Source organism: Parabacteroides sp. B2-S-102 (assembly GCF_023656665.1).
Lineage (GTDB): Bacteria > Bacteroidota > Bacteroidia > Bacteroidales > Tannerellaceae > Parabacteroides > Parabacteroides distasonis.
In genome coordinates this window covers 82,477-105,437 of record NZ_JAMOKM010000006.1, presented here as the reverse complement: position 1 = coordinate 105,437, position 22,961 = coordinate 82,477, and the positions used below count along the sequence as shown (strand labels likewise).

Annotated in this window: 20 protein-coding genes; 4 read left to right on the top strand and 16 right to left on the bottom strand. The window is 51.4% G+C overall.

What is annotated here, in order from left to right; all coding sequences use genetic code 11:
* Positions 1-4: 4 nt before the first annotated feature.
* Positions 5-1,102 carry a phosphotransferase enzyme family protein gene (locus NBH07_RS10040; protein WP_005854705.1) on the top strand — a complete coding sequence of 366 codons (1,098 nt, stop codon included), beginning with the start codon at positions 5-7 and terminating at the stop codon, positions 1,100-1,102.
* A gap of 65 nt (positions 1,103-1,167) precedes the next feature.
* Here NBH07_RS10040 and NBH07_RS10035 read toward each other — a convergent pair whose 3' ends face one another.
* From NBH07_RS10035 to NBH07_RS10010, 6 genes are all read right to left on the bottom strand, one after another.
* Positions 1,168-1,560, bottom strand: coding sequence for a Dabb family protein (locus NBH07_RS10035; RefSeq protein ID WP_005854703.1), 393 nt, complete (start codon positions 1,558-1,560; stop codon positions 1,168-1,170).
* A 310-nt stretch (positions 1,561-1,870) separates the two neighbouring features.
* On the bottom strand, positions 1,871-3,172 hold the full coding sequence (locus NBH07_RS10030) for a sensor histidine kinase (RefSeq protein ID WP_005854701.1): 1,302 nt from the start codon (positions 3,170-3,172) through the stop codon (positions 1,871-1,873).
* A 12-nt stretch (positions 3,173-3,184) separates the two neighbouring features.
* Complete coding sequence (locus NBH07_RS10025; RefSeq protein WP_009018189.1) at positions 3,185-4,555, bottom strand: sigma-54-dependent transcriptional regulator; 1,371 nt, start codon at positions 4,553-4,555, stop codon at positions 3,185-3,187.
* Positions 4,556-4,564: 9 nt separating this feature from the next.
* Complete coding sequence (locus NBH07_RS10020) at positions 4,565-6,049, bottom strand: TolC family protein (RefSeq protein ID WP_009018188.1); 1,485 nt, start codon at positions 6,047-6,049, stop codon at positions 4,565-4,567.
* Positions 6,050-6,174: 125 nt separating this feature from the next.
* Complete coding sequence (locus NBH07_RS10015) at positions 6,175-6,879, bottom strand: LytR/AlgR family response regulator transcription factor (protein WP_009018187.1); 705 nt, start codon at positions 6,877-6,879, stop codon at positions 6,175-6,177.
* A gap of 1 nt (position 6,880) precedes the next feature.
* Positions 6,881-7,921: a sensor histidine kinase gene (locus NBH07_RS10010; protein ID WP_009018186.1), complete on the bottom strand. Its 1,041-nt coding sequence runs from the start codon at positions 7,919-7,921 to the stop codon at positions 6,881-6,883.
* A 218-nt stretch (positions 7,922-8,139) separates the two neighbouring features.
* Between NBH07_RS10010 and NBH07_RS10005 the strand changes: the two genes are divergently transcribed.
* A complete protein-coding gene (locus tag NBH07_RS10005) occupies positions 8,140-8,517 on the top strand; it encodes a diacylglycerol kinase family protein (protein ID WP_005854690.1) in 378 nt (125 codons plus the stop codon).
* A gap of 4 nt (positions 8,518-8,521) precedes the next feature.
* A complete protein-coding gene (locus tag NBH07_RS10000; RefSeq protein WP_008773430.1) occupies positions 8,522-9,079 on the top strand; it encodes a phosphatase PAP2 family protein in 558 nt (185 codons plus the stop codon).
* A 99-nt stretch (positions 9,080-9,178) separates the two neighbouring features.
* On the opposite strand, the gene NBH07_RS09995 is transcribed toward NBH07_RS10000, so the two are convergent.
* The 8 genes from NBH07_RS09995 to NBH07_RS09960 all read right to left on the bottom strand — a co-directional run bounded on the left by NBH07_RS09995 (position 9,179) and on the right by NBH07_RS09960 (position 19,836).
* Positions 9,179-10,420 (bottom strand): ABC transporter permease, encoded by a 1,242-nt coding sequence (locus tag NBH07_RS09995; protein WP_008780161.1) that lies wholly within the window; start codon positions 10,418-10,420, stop codon positions 9,179-9,181.
* Positions 10,421-10,456: 36 nt separating this feature from the next.
* Positions 10,457-11,758, bottom strand: a complete 1,302-nt coding sequence (locus NBH07_RS09990) for an ABC transporter permease (RefSeq protein WP_008773432.1) — start codon at positions 11,756-11,758, stop codon at positions 10,457-10,459.
* Between the two features lie 156 nt (positions 11,759-11,914).
* On the bottom strand, positions 11,915-13,177 hold the full coding sequence (locus tag NBH07_RS09985) for an ABC transporter permease (protein WP_008780160.1): 1,263 nt from the start codon (positions 13,175-13,177) through the stop codon (positions 11,915-11,917).
* 43 nt (positions 13,178-13,220) lie between these two features.
* Positions 13,221-14,510, bottom strand: coding sequence for an ABC transporter permease (locus NBH07_RS09980; protein WP_009018185.1), 1,290 nt, complete (start codon positions 14,508-14,510; stop codon positions 13,221-13,223).
* Between the two features lie 53 nt (positions 14,511-14,563).
* Positions 14,564-15,862, bottom strand: coding sequence for an ABC transporter permease (locus NBH07_RS09975; protein WP_008780158.1), 1,299 nt, complete (start codon positions 15,860-15,862; stop codon positions 14,564-14,566).
* 17 nt (positions 15,863-15,879) lie between these two features.
* On the bottom strand, positions 15,880-17,199 hold the full coding sequence (locus NBH07_RS09970; RefSeq protein WP_009018184.1) for an ABC transporter permease: 1,320 nt from the start codon (positions 17,197-17,199) through the stop codon (positions 15,880-15,882).
* 69 nt (positions 17,200-17,268) lie between these two features.
* A complete protein-coding gene (locus NBH07_RS09965) occupies positions 17,269-18,528 on the bottom strand; it encodes an ABC transporter permease (RefSeq protein ID WP_008780156.1) in 1,260 nt (419 codons plus the stop codon).
* A 15-nt stretch (positions 18,529-18,543) separates the two neighbouring features.
* Positions 18,544-19,836, bottom strand: coding sequence for an ABC transporter permease (locus tag NBH07_RS09960; RefSeq protein WP_008780155.1), 1,293 nt, complete (start codon positions 19,834-19,836; stop codon positions 18,544-18,546).
* A 64-nt stretch (positions 19,837-19,900) separates the two neighbouring features.
* Here NBH07_RS09960 and NBH07_RS09955 point away from each other — a divergent pair, with 64 nt between their 5' ends.
* A complete protein-coding gene (locus NBH07_RS09955; protein WP_009018183.1) occupies positions 19,901-20,686 on the top strand; it encodes a DNA-binding domain-containing protein in 786 nt (261 codons plus the stop codon).
* Between the two features lie 147 nt (positions 20,687-20,833).
* Here NBH07_RS09955 and NBH07_RS09950 read toward each other — a convergent pair whose 3' ends face one another.
* Entirely contained in the window at positions 20,834-21,499 is a 666-nt protein-coding gene (locus tag NBH07_RS09950; RefSeq protein WP_005854666.1) for an ABC transporter ATP-binding protein, read from the bottom strand.
* A gap of 190 nt (positions 21,500-21,689) precedes the next feature.
* Positions 21,690-22,961, bottom strand: a complete 1,272-nt coding sequence (locus NBH07_RS09945; protein WP_009018182.1) for an ABC transporter permease — start codon at positions 22,959-22,961, stop codon at positions 21,690-21,692.

Below are 22,961 nucleotides of genomic sequence, written 5' to 3'. Positions count from 1 at the left end.
TATCATGGCAAAAACGAAAGAACAATTACTAAACATCTTGGATCAGTTCCAGTTGGACGAGAAAGTAGTTTCCGCTGAACCATTCGGAAACGGACACATTAATGATACATTGAAAGTGACCAACGAGAAAGGGGAGATCAAATACGTGCTACAGCGTATCAACCATTTAATCTTCACCAATGTGGATATGCTGCAAAATAACATCCATGTGGTTACCACTCATATCCGCAAAAAGCTGGAGGAAAAAGGTGAAACGGATATCGACCGTAAGGTATTAACCTTCTTGCCGACTAAAGACGGGAAAAAATATTATTTCGATGGAGATAGTTATTGGCGGGTATGCCTATTCATCCCTCGCAGCAAAAGCTATGAGGAAGTAACTCCTGAGCTTTCTTATGAGGCTGGCAAAGCGTTCGGTGATTTCCAGACCATGTTGTCCGATATACCCGAGGGTACGCTGGGCGAGACCATCCCGGATTTCCATAATATGGAGTTCCGCTTGCGACAATTCCATGAGGCTGTAGCCGCTAATCCGGCAGGCCGGTTGGAAGAGGTGAAAGATTTGGTAGAGGAGATCGAGAAACGTGCCGAAGCGATGTGCATTCAAGAACGCCTGTACCGTGAGGGCCAATTGAAGAAACGCACGAACCATTGCGATACAAAAGTTAACAATATGATGTTTGACGCTGATAGCGACAAGGTGCTTTGCGTGATCGACTTGGACACCGTGATGCCGGGCTTCGTCCTTTCCGATATCGGCGACTTTATCCGTACCGGAGCCAATACGGGTGCCGAGGACGATGAGAATCTGGATAACGTAAACGTTAATATGGAGATATTCAAAGCCTATACCCGTGGATACATGGAAAAGGCCAAGGCGTTCTTAACTCCTACCGAGATCAAATTGCTACCTTACGGTGGACGCTTATTGACTTATATGCAGACCGTTCGTTTCTTAACCGATTATATCAACGGCGATACCTATTACAAGATCCATAGCCCGAAACATAACTTAATCCGTACGAAAGCCCAATTCAAGCTACTTCAAAGCCTAGAAGCCCATGCGGAAGAGATGGATCAGTTCATGAATCAATGGTTATAATATAAAGTAACTAAGGAATATAAAAACGGGCGGGGTGACTCATCGATTCATCCCGCCCATTCTTTTTATTTCGTCCAATAATCCAACACCGTAACCGCCGATGCCTTCCCTCCTAACACCTTGCCAAATGCTTTATGCGCCGGATGTACCAAATAGGCGTCCCGATCCGCATCCGAATGAAAAGTCAAGAAAAAGCAATGAGTCAAGCCCTGTTGCAATCCCTCCGGACTACAATCCGTTCCCCACTCATATCCTTTGATCAAGTCGATTTGAGAAGGCAACTTACAAAAGGCATCCTCAACCTCTTTCACCTGCGCCTCGGACACATCCGGCTTAAAACCGAACATAACAACATGGCGAAGAACTTTCTCCGGCTTTTGATCACTCGAATAGCTTACCATTAATACAGAAAATACGATAATCGCAAGGATAAATAATACAGATACTACTTTCTTCATGATATTCAAGATTAGATTTCTATTGCATTTATACGGCCCAAAGATAGTATAAAATCCAGTACAGCTTGTCCAAAACCTCCATATCCTTTAGCCCTTTCCATCCCTATCTTTAGACTTTTCCTCAAGAGACATCCATCATCTATCAACTGTTGGACGATCATGCAACGACTGGTAGAAGATCGTGCAACAGTTGGTAGATGATCATGCAACGGCTGTTGCATGATGAATACAAGCAGACAAAAAGGCTAACACCTGTAAGAATACAGCCTTAGCCTACAAGGGAAAAACCTCAAACCATAAAGGGATTATTTCAACTAAACCAAATCTTAAACCTTGTCAATCCATCCGCGTAAGAGCGGAGAGAGAATCGGCAATCATGTTTTAACAGCACCTCACGGATAAAGATCAAGCCGATACCTTGTCCGTTCGGTTTCGTAGAGAAGAACGGGCTGAACAGTTTCGTTTCCGTTTCCTTGTCGATGCCCTTGCCCGTATCGGCTATCTCCAAGCAGGTAGGACGCACTGTCGTCCGGATATAGATCTTTCCGTCCCGGTCGATGGATTCGGCGGCATTCTTGATAATATTGACCAAGACTTGCTCGAATAATGAATTATCCAAATTCACGACTGGAGATTCCTCGCTCAGATCCATAACAATCTCGATATTCCGGTTCTGGCAAACTGTCTCCATAAAGCGTTTACAAGCGGACACCACTTGGTTCAATTCTTGCGGACGACTTTGGGGTTCGGGTATACGCACCACATCGGCGAAATTGGTGATGAAATGGCTCATGCTATAGCAGCGTTCTATGGAGACCCGCAAAACCTCGCAGACATCCTCCATATCTTCCATCCCGCTGAAAGTAGACTCCAACGTATCCAAGGTAGAGGTGATACCCGCGGTCGTATTATTCACCTCATGAGAGATCATACGTATCACTTTCTCATACGCTTTCTTCTCGGCCTTGAACACCTCTTGGGTCAACGTCTCTATCAAATAAAACGGGTGGTGAAAACCTCGATCCACAAATGAGGAATGCGTACATTTATAAATATTAGCGTCGTTCAACCGGACGGTTTGCGCTTGATACATCGGAACCCGTACCAATTCTTCCGCCAAGGGAGAATCTAGTTGAAGAAAACGTTTTCCCACCATATCCTCCGAGCTTTGCGCGCCAAACAATTTACATGCGGCCGGGTTCATGGATAGAATCTCCTCATCCAAGTTCAAGATGATCACTCCCATCGGAGAGGCGTTGACCAGCAAGTCCAAGAAATGGTTTTGCTCCCGGAGGTGCAAACGCTCATTCTTCAACTGCTCCATCATCTTATTAAACACATCGACCACCCGGTCCGCCTCCGTTTGCCCGACCTTTCCCAAGCGGGAACTAAAGTCTTGCTCTTTCAACAGCTCCATACCGTTACCGATGATATGCAAGGGCTTTATGATACGGCGATAAAAGACAAATAAATAGATGATCGTAAGCAAGACCAAGGCTTCTACCGCGAAAAACATCCGGATAGAAGACGTATAAAAGACATAATAAGTCACCACCGCCAATATAGTCAACAGCAGCGTCGTCAATATCCAGAATAGTCCTTTCAGCCTCATCCTTGCCTCTTCTTATTTATCGATCGGGATTCCGTATTTCTCTAATCTCCGGTACAAGGCGGCACGACTGATTCCCAACGCCGTAGCGACATGCGATAAATTACCTCCATGCGCTTCCAAGGAGCGTAAGATGGTTTGCTTCTCCAACTCATCCAAGGTCAAGCCCTCCAAAGAAGGCGGAATCGTCGATTTAGAGCTGGATGTATCCACGCAATGAACCTCAAAATCAGCGGCATCCAAAAGCGTCTTACCCGACACAAGGATCGTCCGCTCCACCAAGTTCTTCAACTCACGGATATTACCGGGAAAAGGGAGACGGCTTAAATAGGTCTGGGCATCCGATGAGAACTCCACCCTCGGTAGCCCATTGATCTCCGATTGCTTATCCGCGAAATACCGGGCCAGCAATGGGATATCCTCCCTTCGCTCACGTAAGGCGGGTAAATGCACCGTGATCAAATTGATCCGGTAAAAAAGATCCTCACGGAACGTACGGTCCGCCACCATCGATCGTAAATCCCAGTTTGTAGCGCTTACGACCCGTATATCCACCTTCCGGGGGCGGCTATCCCCCAAGACCTCAAAGGTCTGGTCTTGCAATACCCGAAGCAGCTTTACTTGGCAAGACAGTTCCAAATCGCCGATCTCATCCAAGAAGATCGTACCTTTGTTCGCCATCTCGAAACGCCCTACCCGATCCATGTACGCATCCGTAAAAGCCCCCTTCTTATGTCCGAACATCTCGCTCTCAAAAAGACTTTGGGAAAGTCCGCCTAAGTTTACCTTTACGAAAGCCTCTTTCGACCGGGGGCTATTCGCATGGATCGCTTCCGCTATCAGCTCTTTACCCGTACCGCTCTCGCCGGTAATCAAAACAGAGGCGTTTGTCGGAGCGATACGCGAGACCGTCCCCAAGACATCCATCAAAGCGGCACTTTGCCCCACGATCTTATCAAAATGAAATTTATGATCGGCATCCGAACGGTTCAAGGGAGCGTTTGCCTCCTTCTTCTGCTCGCTCAGTTCCAAGGCGGTCCGGATCGATTTTAATAATACCAAGTTATTCCAAGGCTTCGTGATAAAATCGAAGGCTCCGGCTTGCATTCCCTGCACGGCCAAAGAGATCGATCCCCAAGCGGTCATCAAGATCACAGGTACATCGGGACGAAAGATCTTCACCTGTCTCAATAATTGAATCCCCTCCTCACCCGTGGTAGTCAACGTGAAGTTCATATCCATCAAGATCAGCTCCGGCGCCGTGGCACGGACTACCTCCAAGGCCTCCTTCGGCCCCGGAACCGCCTCCGGCCGGAAACCCGCACGTTTTAGCAGGAATGTAAGCGAGGAACGAACAGCCGCATCATCATCTATTATCAGTATCATATAATCAATTTATCGTTTCACGATTTCCTCGAAATCGGCATCTAATGTACGATTATTCAAGAAATCATACAATGTTATACTACGGATGTTATAAAAATAACGCCAGTAATAATACAGTTCTTGGATATGCTTTTGCTTCGCGTCATCCTTCGAACTCTGGGCGTCATTCAGGTCTAGGATATCGATCTTTCCGATCATGAAAGTCTCGATCGAGGTCTTGTAGCGCTTTTCCGCCAACGTGTCCACCTCGGCGGCTATCTCCAATTGAGCGGCCTGATTGTTGAAATTCTCCACCAAGAGGAAGATATCTTGATTAAAATCCATTTGCTCCTGACGAATCTTGGAAAGTACGACATCCCGATTCGATTCGGCTACTTTTACCTTTCCCTTCCGTTTTCCCCAGTCCAAGATAGGAATCGAAAGCCCGACCTCTACGATCTGGTTATCTTTCAATGGATTGTAAGCTCCTCGCATGGACATATCCTTACCGGTATAACCCACGGAGGCAAACAGGTTAATACTTCGACGGTTTCCTTTGGCGGTCGCCACATCATAATCCGCTTCCAACTGACGGCGCATGATATTCTTTGAGAACGAGTTATTTTCTTGAGCCTTCTCCAATACCGCCTGATAATCCATACGGACCCCTTCTATCGCCTCGGGAAGAACAGGCTCGATCACGTCTTGCTCGCTCATCCCTAAAAAGGAACGGAGCTTGAACATCATCGCGTTATAATTGGATTGGGCCTCGGTTAGCTTACCTTTCGCTTGCAAGGCCGACTGTTTCAAACGCATCAACTCGCTCTCCGAGATATGCCCGATCTTACGCTTCGCTACCGCTATGTCATAGAGTTTATTGGCGTTCAGCAAGTTCTGATTACAGATATCCAGATTATCTTCCGCCAACAGTAAGTTGAAGTAATTCGTGATGGTAGCGATCGTTACATTCTCCACGTTCTCCATATAAGCGGCCTTAGCCTCTTGGTAACGAACAGGCTCGATACGACGTTTCCATTTTTGGTCATTCACGCCGAAGATCGGTTGCGTCAATGTCAAACTAACAGGTACGCTCATAAACTCGTTGTAAGCGCCACTACCTAGCTGACGGGTAAAATCCAAGGAGGTATTCAAGGCGATCTTACCTCCGGTCAAGGCTATGTTCTGGGCGATAGAGATCTCTCCATTTAAGCCTAAGGCATTGTTTTGCACATAGGTATAAGAACCATCCGATTGCTGGTACTTCGAGTATTGCTTGCTATATGAAGGCAGAGTCCCCGTAAATATCACTTCCGGCAACTGATCCGCCCGATGCGTACGGAATTCCCAATAGGCCGTTCGCAACTCATTGAGCGCCACGGCAGCGTCTACGGATTGAAGCTGTGCGATCTGGATCGCTTGCCGCAGGGTTATTCGAACTTTATTCGTATTGTCTTGGGCACATACTCCCGAAATCCCCACCCACAGACAACACATCGCTATATAGATCCTTCTCATCTTAGTATAAGTTTTTTTATCCTGCCTAAGGCAAAAGGCATGCCAAAAACATATACTATTGATAATCCGATAAATAGGAATATTTAAAGTGTTCGATAATGAACAGTGTGTTCGTTTTTGGATACTTATCTTTGAATGAGTTGATTATTGACGATCGATTTATAGACCTCTTCCCGTAAAGAGCGCGACACCGGAATTTTATGCTCCCCAATGATTAATAGATTTCCTTCTATCGCTTGTACATAAGAAAGATTCACGATGAAAGAGCGGTGCACTTGCATAAAAATTTGTGCCGGCAACGTTTCCAATATACTCTTCAACCGGAGATGAACGATCTCTTTGGAAGTGAGGGTATGGATAACAATATAGTTCTCCATGCCCTCTATAAATTGAATCTCCTTTAAATAAAGCCTTTTAAGTTGCTTCTCCGTCTTGACAAAGATATAAGCAGGCTCCTCGCTTTTCGATGTAGATTCCATCAACGCATGTGCTTTATTGACCGATTTCAGGAAACGGGAAAAAGAGATCGGTTTCAATAAATAGTCCACCACGTCAAACTCATATCCTCTCAACGCATACCGCTCGTATGCCGAGGTGATAATTACCTTCGGTGTGTTCTGAGCACTCTCCAAGAAGTCCAGTCCAGACATATCCGGCATCTCTATATCCAGAAAAAGCAAATCCGCCTGAACCGAATTCAGCATATTATTGAGTTGTATAGCGTCCTCACATTCTCCGACGATGGTCAGAAAATCAATTTTACCGATGTGTCGCCGAAGTCCTTTTCTGGCGATTGGCTCATCATCCGTTATGATACACTTTATTTCCATATTATTCTGATAAATCAATACATAACTCAACCCTAAAACGGGTATTGTCTTTTTTTATACGTAACTCATGTTTATCCGGGTACAATAGCTCCAACCGTTTTCTCAGATTGTCGATCCCAATGCCTTTCCCCTTTCTTTGTTCCAAGAAATCCGGATTGAAAGTATTGCTTACTCCAAAGCATACCTTTGAATCCTCTTTCCGCATAGATACTTGTATCCGATACGCTCCGCCTATATATTTAAACGCATTCTCCAATAATGGCTGGAAAAGCAACGGGTGTATTTTTTGTCCGGTCAATTCCGGGTCAAAGGACTCCTCGAACTGTAAGCGTTTCGTCATACGAAGTCGCTGGAATTGAATATATGTTCGCAAATAATCAATCTCCTCTTCGATCGTCACTTTCGTATTTATATCATATAATTGATAACGGAGTAAGTCCGAAAGTAACTCTACAGCCTCAATCGCTTCCTCATTTTCCTCATCGATCAAGAAATAGATCGTATTCAAGGCATTAAACAGGAAATGGGGATGGTATTGCATCTTCAGCAGCTTCAATTGCGTTTCCAGCTGATCTACTCTCAGTTTCTCCAATTGAACGATTTTCTCCGAATAGCGTTTGGCTAATATATTATTACGGATCAAGAAATAGTATAGGAGAAAGATCGGCACAGCTACCGCATTGATCATTAACGCCTCTCCCCACCGATAGGTCGTTCCATTTATAGAATAGATCACGATATATAAGCCGATATTGAGCACGACTAAATTAAACAAGACCACCCATAGATATTCCCGGAATACCGGGCGGGACCTCCGCTCTTTATTCCTATCTAAAAAAGTATTAGCCAAGTAATTAAAAAACAAATAAGATAAGCTAACGCCGATCAATATAATAGCAAGGGCCTTGATACGCCCGATCCACGCATCCACTCCCAGTTCCCACATGCGAACACCATAAGCGACATCCGTAACAATCCACAGGCAACAGATCGTCAATATCGCCATTAGCAACGGACTTAGAAAGTTATATTTTATCTTCATATCTGATTTCAAGCCATAAATTTATTCTTTTACTTTGATCTATGCTCATATCACAGGTACTTTTTTAATCAACGAAGTTATCGTTCCAGATAAAAACCAACAAGTAATCTTAACGAATTGCGGAATATGAAAGGTGAATATCCTGTTTGTTCGTCAGGATATGCGATAAAGGCAAAAAATACCTATATTTGCCCTCCTCAATAAGAGATGCTATAAAAATGAAGAATGACGGTTTCACATTTCGAAAGAGAGCCAGAAGCTTTAAATTCGCTTTCAACGGAATCAAGCTATTGATCACGAAGGAGCATAACGCTTGGATCCATTGTTTCGCGGCAGTTTGTGTACTTATAGCCGGGGTGGTATTCGGACTTTCCCGCATGGAATGGATCGCAGTAACGATCGTGATCGGAGCGGTATTAGCTGCCGAGGCGGTCAATTCATCCATCGAGGCCCTAGCAGATTTGGTCTCCCCTGAGTATAATGAGGCTATCAAGCGAACGAAAGACTTGGCGGCGGGAGCTGTATTATTGATGGCGATAGCGGCAGCGATCGTCGGGTTTATCATTTTTATACCTAAAATAGCAACTATATTTTAAATCTATGAGACATATCCTTTTCGCAATTACAATGCTCATGCTGTGCCTGTCCGTTAACGGACAAGAATTGAAGGTGACCGGTAGCCGGAAAGCCATACGGACCTCGGGAGACGTATTGGTGTTTATCACTCCGGTGGCGAGTCTAGCGACCGTATTGGCAACCCAAGATTGGCAAGGGCTGAAACAAGGCGTATTCACCGGGGTTACGACATTGGGCGTAACCTATGCGCTGAAATACCTAGTGAAGAAAGAGCGGCCCGACTTCAGCGATAATCATTCGTTCCCATCCATGCATACCTCCGTATCCTTTGCGGGAGCCGCTTTTATCCAAAGGCGTTATGGATGGAAATGGGGTATTCCGGCTTATGCGGTATCTACCTACGTGGGTTGGAGCCGGGTCTATGGGAAGAAGCATGATTGGTGGGACGTGGCGGCGGGAGCCGTTATCGGCGCCGGTAGCGCCTATATCTTTACCCGTCCGTTCGCAAAGAAACATAACCTGTCTATCAGCCCGGTAGCGGGAGACGGGCATTATGGGGTATATGCGTCAATGACGTTTTAACTCGCGAATTTTTGCCAAACACGAAAACAGCCCGGCCATGTATCACTACAAGACCGGGCTTTCAATTGTGTGTAAGTGTAATATGTTAAACAAAAAGTGTTATTCATACCGTAAGGCATCCGCAGGTTCCAACCGTGCCATTTGATGAGCCGGATACCATATCCCCAAGATGATCATCACCGCCATGACTAAGTAGGTTATAAGGAACCCCGCCGCAAAACGGGCTATCGTATAATCCATATAGAATCCTTTCGTCAATTCCGACACATGAAGATTAAAACAGATCAATAAGGCCGGGACAGCGATCAATGTCAACAATAATACCCCCTCGGCAATCATGATCCCCTTTAAGCTAAAACGGGTGGAACCCAAAGCGATCCGCAACCCCATCTCCCCTTTCCGTTGTTCCGTGCGGAACCAGAACGTGCCGATGATCCCCAAGAATATATTGAACAGCAAGAATCCCATCACGGCTATCTGGTTCTGCAACTCGGATTTTACGCCATTCCTTAATTCCATGCTATATCTCAAGTCCGAGTATGGGATGACATCCAGCAAATACAAACGATCTATGGAGAGTTGCTTCTCCATTTGCTTCACGAAGAACTCCGGGAAATCATGATCCGCAGAAGGGTTTACCCGGACGGCGATCTTCACATGGAAATCGGTATCGTCCTCGGCGATCTCCTCATCCGTCAAAGGCATGAACAGCCAGCTACAGCTTTTCGTGAAACGGTCGGCACGGAAATCGGCGGTAACCCCACCGATCGATCGCCTATCCCCCCAGAAGGAAATCCCCTCATCCCGTTTGCCGCCTTTCTCCTGAAATTCCCTAAACAGGCCGGCGGAAAGAACGACCTGACGCCCGTTCAGCATCTCTTCCCAATCCTTCTTCTCGCCCTCCATGGGACGGAAATTAAACACCTCCAGAAAACCGGGTGTCACTTCCAGTAGCTTCACGTACTCAACATTTATAGAATCGTTCACGTCTACCTGCATGTACCGGTTCTCTCCCGTATGCGGCATGGACATCAGCCCCGCGCCCACCGCCTCCACACCCGGGCAGGTCTTGATACGGTCGATCGCCGTCAGCATGCTGCGTCCGGAAGTGACGTATCGATAGGTAGAATCCATCTCGTTCCGGTCTACCTCCTCCACGCCCATCGAGATCCAATAGACATGGTCGATATCCCATCCCATCGGGGCGAAGAAGACTTTCCCAACCGCCATTAGCGAATCGATTATGTACCACAGAACCACGAATACCAGCAGGATCTCGGCGGCCATCCATCCATTGCGCCTACGTTGGTTCCAGATGATCTTTACTAGATGCTTTATCATATCAGTGACGAATTATAGAATTAACAAAACCGGTTATTACTTATCATTCAATGAATCCACTATATTCCCGCTAGAGGCGTTCCACGCCGGGATAGCCGCACTCAGCAGATTCAGTAATAAACAGAACAGGAAAGCAAAGAAGAATATAGCCGGACGGATCAACATCCCCGCGCTCAACGTCAGGCCGCTATTCAAGGAAGCCAGCTCGAACGAGCCTAGCAGCCAATCCTTAAGCAAGAAGACCGCCACATAGGAGAACAGCAATCCCAACACCCCGCCCAATAACGTCACGGCGAGATTCTCCGCCAGTACCTGCCGTATCAACGTGCCACGGTTCGCACCAAACGCTTTCCGTACCCCCAGCTCCCCCATGCGTTTCTGCATCCTCGACGCTGTAAGCCCGCTGAGGTTCATAGCCGGGACCAGAAGCAAGACGATCAAGACCAACGCATACTGCCCCAACATTCTCGGCACGTCGGGCACGACATTACTCCACAAGCGAAGGCGGCTCTCCATCTGCGTATCCGGCTGCTTCATCAAGTCAATCTTGAGTTCTTGCAAGGAATTATTAAACCGGGCTACGTTTTGCTCCACCTCGGTCTTGATCTTGTTGAAGTCACCGCTTGAGCGAGCCAATATCAAGACCCGATAACTACCGATCAGACCCTCCAATGTCTCCTCGTTTATCAGCCGATCCACATCGGATTGAGCATAAGGAATCCAGATCTGGGCATACGCACGGTTGGCGAGAGGAGATACGTCCTCCACGATACCGCCAACCACATATGGACGGCGTGCCACCAATATCGTTTGCCCGATCACGCTCTCGTCTGCCAACCCGAATATACGGAGTGCCAACCTACGACTGATCACCGCTTTCTTGATATTACTCTCCACATCGCTCCGCAGGAATGGTTTTCCCGCCAAGAACTCGAAATCGAAGATCTTCCAGAAGCCCTCGTCGGTCCGTATCTGATCGCATTTCATCCGTCTCGTTTGATCCGTGGAAGTGACCAGCGTTTGCATCCGCATCAATTGCATGCTGACGGCCTCCGGGGTTTTCAGCGTAAAGAAGCACTCCTTAGCCACACGGCCACCGACAAGGGAATAGTTCATACCGCCATCCTCCTCATTCTTATGCGTGATCGCCACGTCCTTCACATAAAGCGTCCGATCCCGGTTCAACTCCGGCTTGAAGCCTTTATTTTGTATCTCGAAGACAATGACCATCACCATGATCATGCAGATCGCCAAGGCCGTGCCCAGAATGGTAATCACGCTGAAGAAAGGGCTTTCTTTCAGCATCTGTAGAGCTTGTCTAAAATATTGCCTATACATATGTGTTCGTTTTTATGACTGTTATCTATCTATTAGCAAATGCTGTGCCAAAGACGTAAGCAGCTGTATATCAACAGCCATATCATAAAAAAGTGTCCGATAACGAACATCTGGCTCGTTATCGGACACTCCCGAAAGCAGGCTACGCTACCCTGATCACTCGTAATGCAGAGCCTCCGCCGGCTCCAAGCGGGCTGTCGAGCGGGCGGGATACCATACGCCACAGATGATCATGAGGACGATCAAGACAAACGTAATCCCTCCGCAAATCGCGAAGCGCAGCCACGTGAACGGAAGCTGATAGGTATCTATCAAATCCATATGGGCGATGTTGAAGCTGATGACTAAGGACGGGATGAACGCCAAGACCAGCAATAGGACACCCTCTCCCACCATGATCGAGTTCAACTGACGGCGGGTAGAGCCTAAGGCCATCCTAAGCCCCATCTCGCCTTTGCGATATTCCGTACGGAACCAGAAGGTACCGATGATGCCGAGGAATATATTCGCCAATAGGAAGCAGGCTACCGCCACACGGGTTTTCACCTCGTTCTCTACGCCGATCGAACGGATATAGCCGTCGCGAATATATGACAAGGGCTGTACGTCTAGCAGATAGAGGTTGCCTAGCCGAAGCTGTTCGGCCATATCCTTGCGGAAGCGTGCGGGGAAATCAGCATTATCGACATCCGGACGGACACGTACGCAGAGTCGCACGGCATCTATCATCCCCTCATAGTATCCTTCCTCCATCCGGCTTAGCCGCAGGGCCCTATAGACGTTGGGTTCCGCCTTGGTGTACTCATGACGGCGGATGGGGACGCTGATACCACGGATCGTCTCCTCGATCTCGTCGGTCACATTCCCCCGGTACGCCTTTTGCCCGAGTAGGGAAAGGCCGGGATTCATCGTCTCCACGTCGGCGGAGATTACGATGGAGTTGTTATCCTCGATGGCCCGTTTCAAGGAAGCCGTCTCGCCCTCCTTGTCATAGATACGGAACACGTCGAAGAACTCCGGGGTGACGAAAGCATAGCGGCAGGGCACCTGCAACGTATCAATCCGCCAAACGAGGTTACGGCTTCCCATATAATAAGGCATCCCCCCATCCGTAAGGCAGGCCGATTCCACGCCGGGATAGGTGCGGATGCGATCCAACGCCGTCAGCAGATGAACACCATCCGGCCGCTCCCGCTTCTCCTTCGGGATATAATCCGGGCTTCTTTCCGAAAGGCTGCTGATCACGATGCTGTACGTATGCCGGATATCGAAGCCCAGAGGAGCCGTATACGTGCGCCCCATCACATACAGGTAGTCCACAAGGAACCAAAGGAAGACCGAGACCAGCAATAGCTCAGCCCACAACCAAGCGTTTTGCTTGCGCTGGTTCCAGATCAATTGTAATAAATGTCGTATCATATCTTTCTATTATTTTAGTATAGCTATCATCCAATGCGGGAGATTAATGAACATTCTCGTTGAGAGCCGAGATGATACGCATCCGTGAGGCTCGCCAAGCCGGGATGCCGGCGCTCAGCAGGTTCAACGCAAGACAAGCAAGGAACGCATAAAGGAAGATCAATGGATTGAACATCATCTCCGCATTGACGAAGGTGCGACCGATACCCATCGATGCCGTGCCCGTATCTAGCAACCAATCGGACAAGAGCAGTACGGAGGCGTATGAGAAAAACAAACCTAACACACCTCCCAGCAAGGTCTGCAACAGATTCTCGTAGAGTACCTGCGTCAGTAGTTCCGACCGTGTCGCCCCGAACGCCTTCCTCACTCCGATCTCCGCCATACGTTTACGCATCCGGCTTTGCGTGATACCGCTCATGTTGATGGCTGGGATCAGCAAAAGGACAAGGACGATGATCAGATATTTCATTACCAGTTCCCGTACATTCGGCTCAGAGAAAGCGTCCTCGCGAGCCAAATCGCCCAAATGGGTATCAGGTCCTCCTCCAATTTTCAGTAGGTGCGTGCTCTGTGATTCGTTCAGGCGAGCGATATTCGCCTCGGCCTCGGAGTGGATCGCACCAAAGTCGGCGGACGAACTAGCGAGGATATAACAACGGAACCCCCCGATGAGACGGTCGGAACTATCATCATACAAAGAATTGTCCGTGGTATAAGGCAGCCAGACATCGCCATAGGCAGACTCGGCCAGCAGGGAGACATCCCGCACGACGGCACGAATGGTATAGGGCACGTAGCTGATCTCGACCGTACGGCCTACGACCTCAGTCGTACCATAGAGCCGACGTGCCACGGACTCGCTTACCACAGCATCCATGATGCCACTTTGCACTTCTTCCTCGCCATAAGGCTTACCGGAGAGGAAGCGAAAGTTGAAGATATTCCAGAACGCCGCGTCCGTAAAGGTCACGTCGCACTTGAACTCCACCGTATGATCCGCCACTGCCGCCAAGCGTTGCACGCCATGATAGGCCATGCCCACCTTCTCGGCAGAGCGCAAGGGATAGAAACAATCTTTCACCACCCGGGAAGCAAGAAGGTAGCAGTCGTTATAAGATTCGTTCTCTTTGTAGGAGGCACGGGTATCACTGACGTACATCATCCGGTCCCGATAGTCTTCCGGTGAGTAATTGGCGGTACGCATCTGCCATACGATCACGATCACCATGATCATGCAAATCGCCAAGGCCGTACCGAAGATAGAGACTCCGGAAAGGAGCTTGTTCTCTTTCAATAAGGCCCAGGCTTGTTTTAGATAGATCTTGTACATATTCATTTGATTTAATTATACGATTCAGTCGGTGGGAGACGGGGCATTATCTGTTATCCGTCATACCGCAACGCCTCGGCCGGCTCCATCTCGGCGGCCTTGCTGGCGGGAAGCCAGACGGCGAGCAGGATGACGATAGCCAGCAGTATCCATGTCAGGATATTCACCAGCAAGAAACGGAGCGGCAGGATCGCCGGCCAGTAAAGCTCCGGCAAGGTCCCTTTGGGGATGTCCAAGAAGCCGACCATCACGAATTGAGCCTCTATCAACAAGGCGAGCGGGGTCGCCATGAGTAACAGGCATATGCCCTCACGAGCCATCTGGCTACGTATCTCTTCACGGGGCGAACCGATCGCCATGCGCAACCCGATCTCTCCCCGGCGCATCCGCACCCGGTACCAGAACGTACCCATCACGCAAAGCAGGATATTCAAGCCCAAGAAGGCCATCAACGCCATACGGACCCGGTAATCGTAGGTAACGCCAAAGGAATAATCGGTATCGGCCTTGATCCGTTCATAGGAGGTCAGGCGTTTCAGGTAGAAGTTCCCCACCCGAAGCTCACGGCTCATCTTCTCCCGGAACGTATCGGCGAAACGAGGGCCTGCCACGGCAGGATCGATCCGTATGAAATAATTCATCTCGGGGATCTCCTCCGCCGAGGGACGGATCGCCAAGAAGGCGGCACCTTGGGGTAGGCTATTGTCAAAACGCTTGATATCCTCTAAGACACCCTTTACGATATAAGTCGGGCCCTCCTCGTCGAAAGGGTCTTTCACCTCACGCCCAACGGCGGATGCCTCTCCAAATACCTTTCGCTCCACCATCCGGGTGGTTACTATAGCGCGGGGGTCTCCCCAATCAAAATCGGATGTAGATACCGGACGGCCGTCTTTGGCGTACGAATGGTTGAAGACCGACAGGAAATCCGTGGTAGGATCTATCTCATACCTCATGACCGCTTCCCGCTTACTCGTATCGGCCGCGTTCGCCAAACCAATACCGTAATAACAGCCCGTATAAGGCGTGGAGTAACACTCCGAGGCCGCGCCCATCGCCTGCACTCCCGGATAATCGCACAAGCGGTCTTTTATCCGCTCATAATTTCCCAGCATGGCGATCGAGTCGCTCTCGGCGACTCGATAGTCGGGGGAGGTTTCCGGCAAGAGGCCCATCTCTACCTGCCAGACATCGGCGTAGCCGCGTCCGGAGGGGAGGCTACGGTTATAGATCTCCACGAAGAAGTAATCCGCCATGTACCACGCCAGGCAAAAGGCGAGCAGCAACTCCACGCACACCCACACGTTGCTACGCCAGCGGTTCATCAATTGTATCCAAGTTATTTTCCACATATCTTTCTTCCCTCCATTTAAGCGTTCAACGAATCAACGATAGGTCGCCTTGACGCACGCCAAGCGGGCCACAACGCCGACATCAGGTTTAACAGGAAACATACGCACAAGGCGATCAAGAAGACCCACGGGTTGAACAACATCCCCATGGAGAGCGATACGTCCACGCCATCCGGGGCGGCATCCGAGAAGCCGTTGCCGATCTTGAAGACCCACGAACTGGCGAACGTCACCAACAGGAAGGAGAACAGGAGTCCCACCAAGCCGCCCAGCAGCGTATACAGGAAGTTCTCCATCAAGACCTGCCCGATCAACGCCCCCTTGGGAGCCCCGAAAGCACGCCGCACGCCCAGCTCGCCCAGACGCCGCTCCATACGGGAATCGGCCATGCCCGAGAGGCTGACGGCGGGGACGAGCAGCAGGAGCAGGAAAATCACCCCATAACGGCTCAAGTCTCCCACGATATCCGGCTCCACGTTCGACCAATACCGGAAGATACTCTCCCAATGGCGATCCGGCTGCCCAAGAAGGGAGAACTCACGTTTGCCATCCACGTTCAACGATTGGTTGAAGCGACGCACGTTATCCGCCACCGCCTCCCGCACCTTGCCGATATCGGCCTTGTCCTTCACGAGCATATAGACCTTCAAGGGGCCTAGCCCGGGCATACGCGCCTCCGAGTATCGGACCCGCTCCTCGAAGTCGGGCACTTGGGTATATGGGTACCAGACCTGCGAGAAAACCCGATCCATCAGGTAAGATACGTCATCCACCACGCCCACCACACGAAATGAGGTAAAGTCGAGGCTCAAGGTCTGCCCCACGGCACTACCTTCTCCATAAAGCCTCTTGGCCAGTGAGCGGGCGATTACCGCCACGGGCATCCCCGACCGGAAATCGGCCTCGGTGAAAGGCTTGCCCTCCAGGAAACGGAAGGAGAATACTTTCCAGAACCCATCGTTTACCCCCATCTTCATGACCGGTATCTGCACGGGACTGCCCACCGGCTGCACGAAAGCGGAGGCGGCGTCATCGCAACATAGCGCCAACGCCTCCAAGCCGGGCACCCCCGCAAGGCACTCTTCCACGAAGCGGGGCGATACCGGGCCACTGCTCGTGCCCCCTTTCTCATTCTTCAGCGCAGCGCTCTTCACGGTCAGCAACCGGTCCCGGTCCATCTCCGGATAAATAGAGGCCATTTTCACGTAAAACACGATGGACAGCACCATCACCAGCGAGATCGCCAATCCCGTCCCCACGATATAGACCGAGCTGAACAGCCGTTCTTGCCGGATCAGGGCCCATGCTTGTTTTAAGTAGATCTTATACATATTCATTCCATTTAAATATTCTATCAGTCGGTGAGAGACGGGGCACGCCCCGTCTCTACAACCGGGTGTTATCTGTTATCCGTCATAGCGCAGGGCATCGGCGGGTTCCAAGCTGGAGGCTTTGCGGGCCGGATACCAAGTGGCAAGGCTGATGATGAGCGCCAAGATCAGCCAAGTCAGCAGGGAGTTGATCAGGAAGCAGCCTACCTTGGATTCTACCAAGCCGGGCGGCATCAAGTCAATCCAGGCTAGATTCACGCAAATCAACAGGGCCGGGACGGTGGCGATCGTCAGCAACATCAAGCCCTCCCCCATCACCAAGCCCAAGATGGAGGCACGCGTGGAACCCATCGCCATACGCAAGCCCAGCTCCGCACGGCGGCGGCTCACGTGAAACCAGAACGTGCCGATCACCGCGAGGAACACGTTCGTGAGCAGGAACAGGCCCAGAGCGGAGACGATCCGCTGGGCGTTACTCTCGATCGAGTTCTCCAGATAAGAGGATCGCACGTCGGGGTAGGCTCGCACCTCCGACACCCAGAAGTTGCCCACCATCAATTGACGCTTCATCGCTTTCAGGAACCGATCGGCGTAACCGGCCGTAGCCACGGAAGGGCGAAGGCGGAAGGTTATCTGCACCTGTGTAAGATCGTTAAGCTCCCGCAGGTCGAGCAAGGAGAAGAGGATACATTGCTTCCGGCGGTCGAACTCGTCATTGCGGACCGGCCCTGTCACCGCCACCACGTGTCCGGGAAGGGTATCACCATGCAGGTAGATATCGGCCCCGATAGCGTCGGTCGTGCCATATAGCCGCCTCGCCAACTCCGCCGATATCACCCGATCCCTGCCTTCCCTTGTCCCGGACAGAGCCTCGCCCAGCCTCTCCGGGCTTTCGCCCGAGGCGGGACGGATGCCAAACACACGGAAGTAGTCCGGCGAGACGGTCATCAGCCGTACGCTTACGCTGACGGAATCCCTCGTCACCCGGCTTCCCGACCAAGAAAGGGTATAGGGCAAGGAAGAGACGGAGAGCGCCACGGCCTCCACGTCGGCATGCCCCCGGAGGCGTTCCACGATACGCTCCACGTCGCGCGCAGCCTCATCGCCGCCCTCCTCGTAGGTAACGAACGAGGGACTGTTGGAGGGACGGACGGCCAATACCGCATGGTAGACGCCCTCGAGGTCGTAGCCCACCGGCTCATACCACGACTTACCCATCATCAAGAAGTAGCTGGTCATGAACCAGATCACCACGAACACCACCAGCAACTCGGCCAGTATCCATCCGCTGCCCCCCATGCGGGACCTTATCAGTTTCAATATATGTATTATCATAACCGTATCTCCTATTTATCCATTCAACGCATCCGTTATATTCCCCCTCACGATCCTCCAAGCGGGCAGCATCGAGGAAAGCAGGTTCAATGCGACGCAAACCCCGAAGGCGTACGCGAAGACCGACATATTGAGCAGCATCCCCGGCGAGAGGAAGACATCCCCGCTCGTCCCCAGAAGATTGAACCCAGGCACGAGGAGGGCGTTACGGAAGATGAACACCAGCACGTAGGAGAAGAGCAGCCCCGCCACGCCCCCGGGCAGCATCAGCACCATATTCTCCACGAAGACCTGCCCCATCAGCGTAGCCTTCGTCGCCCCGAACGCCTTGCGGATACCCAGCTCGCCGACACGCTCTTGTATTCTCGACGCGTTCATCCCGGAAAGGTTCAGCGCCGGTACCAACAAGAAAAGGAGGAGCGCCATCCCAAGCACGATGTAGGTCTCGGGGCCGAACAATCCGGAAAGGAGATTGTCGGCATAGCTCAAGGGCTCCTCGCATACCACCTGCCCTTCGGACAGCCCGCTATTATAGCGCCTCACCTCCCGCCGCAGTTCCTCCGAGAGAGCCGGCAGGTCGGACGCGTCGGCAAGCAGGATATTTGCCTCCAGCAGGCCGACGGCCCCGTCACGCTCGCCCAAGGCATGGTCCATGGCGACGGAGAGGGAGGAATAAGTGACCCACGCCTCGGCGTAGACATCGGCGGTTATGCCGGAGACGTCGTCCACAACACCGCTCACGGTATACTCCAAGCCGTTCAGCAAGATCGTCTGCCCCGCCGCCGCCTCGTGCCCAAACAGCCGGCCGGCCAACGAGCGGCACAGCACCGCACGGGGCATGCCGGAGAGGAACTCGGCCTCGGTGAAGGGCCGCCCCTCCACGAAATCGAAGCGGTAGACACGCCAGAAGCCGTCGTCGCAGCCTTTCAACCTCACCTTGGGAGACTCGTCTCCACCGGGCAGTCGCATGAAAGCGTCACCATAAGAGAAAGGCATCATGAAGGAGTTGGTGGTCACCGCCACGTCCTCCGGGACGCGGAGATTACCGATCACCTCCTTGACGAGGCGAGGGCCGCAAGCCGCCTTGTAATTGCTCTTCGTGCCATTCAACTTGTATGTCACGTTCGAGAGGTAGCACATCCGGTCCCGATGCACCTCGGGAGCGATATTCGCCGTACGTATATGGTAGGCCACCGCCAGCGCCATTACCATAGAGATGGCCAGCCCCGTGCCTACGATGTAGACCGAGCTGAAGAAGCGCTCCTGCCGGATCAAGGCCCATGCTTGCTTTATGTAGATCTTGTACATACTCATTCGATTCACGTTATCTTTCTTATCTTTGCCACTTAATCATTCATTAAACCACGAGATCATGGATAAAGAATTACCTAAGTCGGAGCTGCCCAAGCCGTTTCGCAAGCTGAGCCTCCGCGTCAGCAAGAGCCATCTGCCCGGTAACGCGAGCTACAAGGGAAGCGTCGTATGGCAACGTACGCTCAGCATCGATGACATCGCCGCCCGTGTCGTAGACAAACGGAGCGAGTATCGCAAGGAGACGCTCATCACCACCTTCAACCTCCTCAAGCGGGAGATCTACGACGCCATCGAGGAGGGCTACAACGTGGACTTCGGCTTCGGGCGGACGGAACTGACCGTGAACGGGCCTTTCGAGAGCCTGTACGAGAAGTTCAACCCCAACCGCCATACGCTCGCCCCACGCCTGCGCCCCGCGCCGGAGCTGAAACAACGGGTGGCAAACTTGCGTGCCGTGAACGAGACCTACCAACTGGATTACAACTCCCAGCCCCGTCCCGCTTACGTCAGCCTCCGCATCCAGCCTCGCACGCCCGACAGCGACGAGCCTTACAACCAGCTTCCGGCAGGTGAGCACCACTTCATCTCCATCTATGGCGACCGGCTGAAACTGATGGGCGACGATCCCCGCGTGGGTCTCTACCTGCACCGCCCCGACGGCTCGGAAGAACACTTCTACCCGCCCTCCGAGGTGTTTATCAATACCGGCAAACGACTTTGCTTCACGCCCGGCTTCGCTTTCACCGACGGCGAGTGGGTGGCGGAGGTGGTGACGCAATACACACCCAACTCGCGTCCATACAAGCAACCCCGCTATGGAACACTCACCTTCCTAGTGAGATAGCTCCCGAGCCTTCCCTGCTCGTATCACACATGACAGCTTTCATGAGCGACACATGATAACTTTCATGAACGATTCATGATAGCTTTCATGATTAACGCATGATAGCTATCATGAGTGATGCGAGCAGTAGTGTCCTAGATCCGCCCCTTACTGCACCTGCCTTCCGTCGAAGAAGCGCACGGTGCGGCTGGTTTGCTTGGCTTGCGCCTCGTTGTGGGTTACCATTACGATGGTGCGGCCGTCCTCCTTGTTGAGTTGGTGGAGCAGGTCCATGACCTCGATACCCATCTTGGAGTCCAAGTTACCGGTCGGCTCATCGGCGAGGATGATGTCGGGGTTACCTACGATCGCACGGGCGATGGCCACACGCTGGCATTGACCGCCGGAGAGCTGCGTCGGAAAATGGCGCATACGGTGGCTCAGGCCGACCTTCTCTAGCACGGCCTCGGCCAGCTTGCGGCGCTCCGAGGAGGATACCTTGCGGTAGAGAAGTGGCAGCTCCACGTTGTCCAGCACGTTCAGGGAATTGATCAAGTGGAAGCTCTGGAAGACGAAACCCAACTGCTTGTTACGGAAAGCGGCCAACTCCTTGTCGCTCATGCCTACCGTGTTTACTCCGTTGATCTCGACCGTGCCGGAGGTAGGAAGGTCCAGCAGGCCCATGATGTTCAATAAGGTGGACTTCCCGCATCCGGAAGGCCCCATAATGCTGAGGAACTCGCCTTGCTGCACCTCTAGGTTCACGTTTTCCAACGCGACTGTCTCTATCTCTTTCGTACGGTAAATCTTCTGTAAATTCGTTAGTTTGATCATGACTGTAATATTTTAATTGTTATTGTTTGACTCTTGTTATTGTTAAACTCTTGCTATCGCTAGGCTTTGCCACCTAAAAGCAAATTACGTGCCAGAAACGTATCTCATTGATTCCATGGCATCTTCCTGAAAAAGCACTGTCCATTATCGAACAGTCGGTTCATTCCCGAACACAGATGTCCGTGTCTGATCATTCCTGCCGCAAGGCGTCCGCCGGATGCATCCGCATGGCCCGGTAAGACGGAAAACTGATTCCCACGACAATCATCGCGGCCATCACCGCATACGATAAGACGAAGCCGAACAACAGGCGTGAGGCCATGTCGGGCGGTATCTCCGAGCCTTGCGTCACCTCCATATGCAGCAGGTTGGCGAAGATGACGGCAGAGGGGATGAAAGCGATGGTGAGTAGAGCCAAGCCCTCCTTCACCAATTGCCAGAATATGCCCTTGCGGGTGGCTCCCATCGCCATGCGGAGGCCGATCTCGGCGCTCCTTTGTTGCGTACGATACCAGAAGGTTCCCACCACGCCGAGCAGGACATTCAGCAGGAAGAAGGCGATGCCCGCCACGTAAAGGCGGACTTGATCCAACCAACGCTCAAGGAACTGGTCCCGGTAATGGGACATCGGGAAAACATCCTTCAGATAGATATTGCCCACGCGCAATTGCTGCTCCATCTCCTTCCGGAAGTTGGTGGCGAAAGCGGCGCCGTCCGCACCGGGCTTCACCCGGATGAAGGTGTTCAGGCCCTCTCCGACCCAATCGCCCTCCTCGGCCACCTTGTTCTCGTCCACCAGCTTATAGTAGGCGTAATCATAACCGGTGAACTCGCAGTAACGTTGTTTCTCGCAGACACCACCGATACGGTAGGCCACGCTATCACGAGAGCCTTGGTCGGTGATATAGATCTCTTGGCGCACGGCCGCCGCCGGGTTACCGAAGAAGTCATCGGCTACACGGCCCGTCACCACCACTTGGTTGTCGCGCAGGGCGTCCACCAACTCCGAGGGAGAACCGCCTTCTGCCGTCTTCACGCCGAACACCTCGAAATAGGTGGGCGAGACGAAGCGCACGAAGCCATTACGGATCAACGAGTCCTTCCGGAACGTGGCGTATTGATTCGATCCCCGGTAATGGAAATGCACGCCGGTGGTGAAACAGATTGATTCCACGGAGGGGTTCCGGCGGATGCGGTCCATCAAGGTCAGGTAATCCCCGCCTCCCCGCTCACTATGCACGGAGGTCGTGTCATAATCGGGGCTTTCCTCCGGGATCACGCCGAAACTCACATGATACGTATGCTCGATGTTAAAGCCCAAGGGCTGCGAGTAGAGTCTGTACATCACGAACAAGGCGTCCGCCGCGTACCACAGGAAGATAGAGACCACGAGCATTTCCAACCAGATAAACAAGTTCCCCTTGCGCTCGTTCCAGAGTTGTTTTAGAATCATCTTATACAT

Coding starts and splice junctions, on each gene's coding strand:
- NBH07_RS10000 (WP_008773430.1), top strand. CDS start 8,522: ATGAGACATATCCTTTTCGCAATTACAATGCTCATGCTGTGCCTGTCC.
- NBH07_RS09960 (WP_008780155.1), bottom strand. CDS start 19,836: ATGTACAAGATCTACATAAAGCAAGCATGGGCCTTGATCCGGCAGGAG.
- NBH07_RS09965 (WP_008780156.1), bottom strand. CDS start 18,528: ATGATAATACATATATTGAAACTGATAAGGTCCCGCATGGGGGGCAGC.
- NBH07_RS09975 (WP_008780158.1), bottom strand. CDS start 15,862: ATGTGGAAAATAACTTGGATACAATTGATGAACCGCTGGCGTAGCAAC.
- NBH07_RS10005 (WP_005854690.1), top strand. CDS start 8,140: ATGAAGAATGACGGTTTCACATTTCGAAAGAGAGCCAGAAGCTTTAAA.
- NBH07_RS10010 (WP_009018186.1), bottom strand. CDS start 7,921: ATGAAGATAAAATATAACTTTCTAAGTCCGTTGCTAATGGCGATATTG.
- NBH07_RS10030 (WP_005854701.1), bottom strand. CDS start 3,172: ATGAGGCTGAAAGGACTATTCTGGATATTGACGACGCTGCTGTTGACT.
- NBH07_RS09980 (WP_009018185.1), bottom strand. CDS start 14,510: ATGTACAAGATCTATCTAAAACAAGCCTGGGCCTTATTGAAAGAGAAC.
- NBH07_RS09990 (WP_008773432.1), bottom strand. CDS start 11,758: ATGTATAGGCAATATTTTAGACAAGCTCTACAGATGCTGAAAGAAAGC.
- NBH07_RS09945 (WP_009018182.1), bottom strand. CDS start 22,961: ATGTATAAGATGATTCTAAAACAACTCTGGAACGAGCGCAAGGGGAAC.
- NBH07_RS10035 (WP_005854703.1), bottom strand. CDS start 1,560: ATGAAGAAAGTAGTATCTGTATTATTTATCCTTGCGATTATCGTATTT.
- NBH07_RS09970 (WP_009018184.1), bottom strand. CDS start 17,199: ATGAATATGTATAAGATCTACTTAAAACAAGCATGGGCCCTGATCCGG.
- NBH07_RS09985 (WP_008780160.1), bottom strand. CDS start 13,177: ATGATACGACATTTATTACAATTGATCTGGAACCAGCGCAAGCAAAAC.
- NBH07_RS10015 (WP_009018187.1), bottom strand. CDS start 6,879: ATGGAAATAAAGTGTATCATAACGGATGATGAGCCAATCGCCAGAAAA.
- NBH07_RS10020 (WP_009018188.1), bottom strand. CDS start 6,049: ATGAGAAGGATCTATATAGCGATGTGTTGTCTGTGGGTGGGGATTTCG.
- NBH07_RS09950 (WP_005854666.1), bottom strand. CDS start 21,499: ATGATCAAACTAACGAATTTACAGAAGATTTACCGTACGAAAGAGATA.
- NBH07_RS09995 (WP_008780161.1), bottom strand. CDS start 10,420: ATGATAAAGCATCTAGTAAAGATCATCTGGAACCAACGTAGGCGCAAT.
- NBH07_RS10025 (WP_009018189.1), bottom strand. CDS start 4,555: ATGATACTGATAATAGATGATGATGCGGCTGTTCGTTCCTCGCTTACA.
- NBH07_RS09955 (WP_009018183.1), top strand. CDS start 19,901: ATGGATAAAGAATTACCTAAGTCGGAGCTGCCCAAGCCGTTTCGCAAG.
- NBH07_RS10040 (WP_005854705.1), top strand. CDS start 5: ATGGCAAAAACGAAAGAACAATTACTAAACATCTTGGATCAGTTCCAG.